At 55.8% G+C, this 938-nt stretch carries 2 tRNA genes and 1 rRNA gene; all 3 read right to left on the bottom strand.

Annotated elements, in window-relative coordinates:
- Positions 1-222 (bottom strand): 23S ribosomal RNA (locus tag NS355_RS19235); the annotation flags it as partial.
- A gap of 347 nt (positions 223-569) precedes the next feature.
- Positions 570-645: transfer RNA gene (locus NS355_RS17740), tRNA-Ala, on the bottom strand.
- Positions 646-655: 10 nt separating this feature from the next.
- Positions 656-732, bottom strand: a tRNA-Ile gene (locus NS355_RS17735).
- Between the last annotated feature and the right edge of the window lie 206 nt (positions 733-938).

Here is a 938-nt window from a genome sequence, read left to right as displayed (position 1 = left end):
GAGATACCTGAACCGCCTAACCCTCACAGAGCCTCTCACCAGCACGCATGAAGCGTGCCGCCGAGCGGCTCAGCTAGGATTAAACGGATAGGTGGGTTTCCCCATTCGGAAATCGTCGGGTCAAAGGTTGCTCACACCTCACCGACGCTTATCGCAGCGTGCCACGTCCTTCATCGCCTGTACATGCCAAGGCATCCACGAATTGCCCTTACCTCACGCTTGAGAGCCCACACCACCACCATCAACGCTGGGCTTGTCTCTCGACAAACCAACTCGGCAGAGCAGCGCGATGTGGCTAATTCGGGTTCCCATCAAAGTAATACTTTGATGGGAACCCTCGGTGTGGTCATTAAATACTCAGCCAGATATTGTGAATTGCCAGCTCGTCCGTTTGACTTGGCCTTCTCGGCCTCGCCTCACTTTCAAAGCCGACACCTTCACGGCATCGATTTTAAAAACCCATTCACAATGTCAAAGATGAACGCCCCTAGGCGTTCGTAACCGCTGCTCACGCAGCGGAACTGGTGTCTTCATCAAAACTGGATCGTCGTTCGTCGGGCAGAAAAGAGTGGTGGAGCCTATCGGGATCGAACCGATGACCTGATGCTTGCAAAGCAACCGCTCTCCCAGCTGAGCTAAGGCCCCGTACACTCAATGGTGGGCCGAGTAGGAGTTGAACCTACGACCTCACGCTTATCAGGCGTGCGCTCTAACCACCTGAGCTACCGGCCCGCACCCGTCGCGCCGTCAGTCGCAGCAAAGCTGCGCCTTATGGCGCGCTTCGCCGCGCTGGCCGAACTGACCAACGTGCAAAATAGCTTCGCTATTTCGTCTCGTTGGTTCCAGTTTGATGAAGGGACATGAGGACGGCGGATTGGAATGTCTTTGGAATGGGAGGAAGCTCTTCTCCGACTGTAGCCGAAGCGCTTTCCGCCGCG

Origin of the sequence: Sphingomonas yabuuchiae (assembly GCF_001477495.1) — a bacterium.
Taxonomy (GTDB): domain Bacteria; phylum Pseudomonadota; class Alphaproteobacteria; order Sphingomonadales; family Sphingomonadaceae; genus Sphingomonas; species Sphingomonas yabuuchiae_A.
Note: the sequence above shows the minus strand (reverse complement) of the source record. Positions and strands in the feature narration are given on the sequence as shown.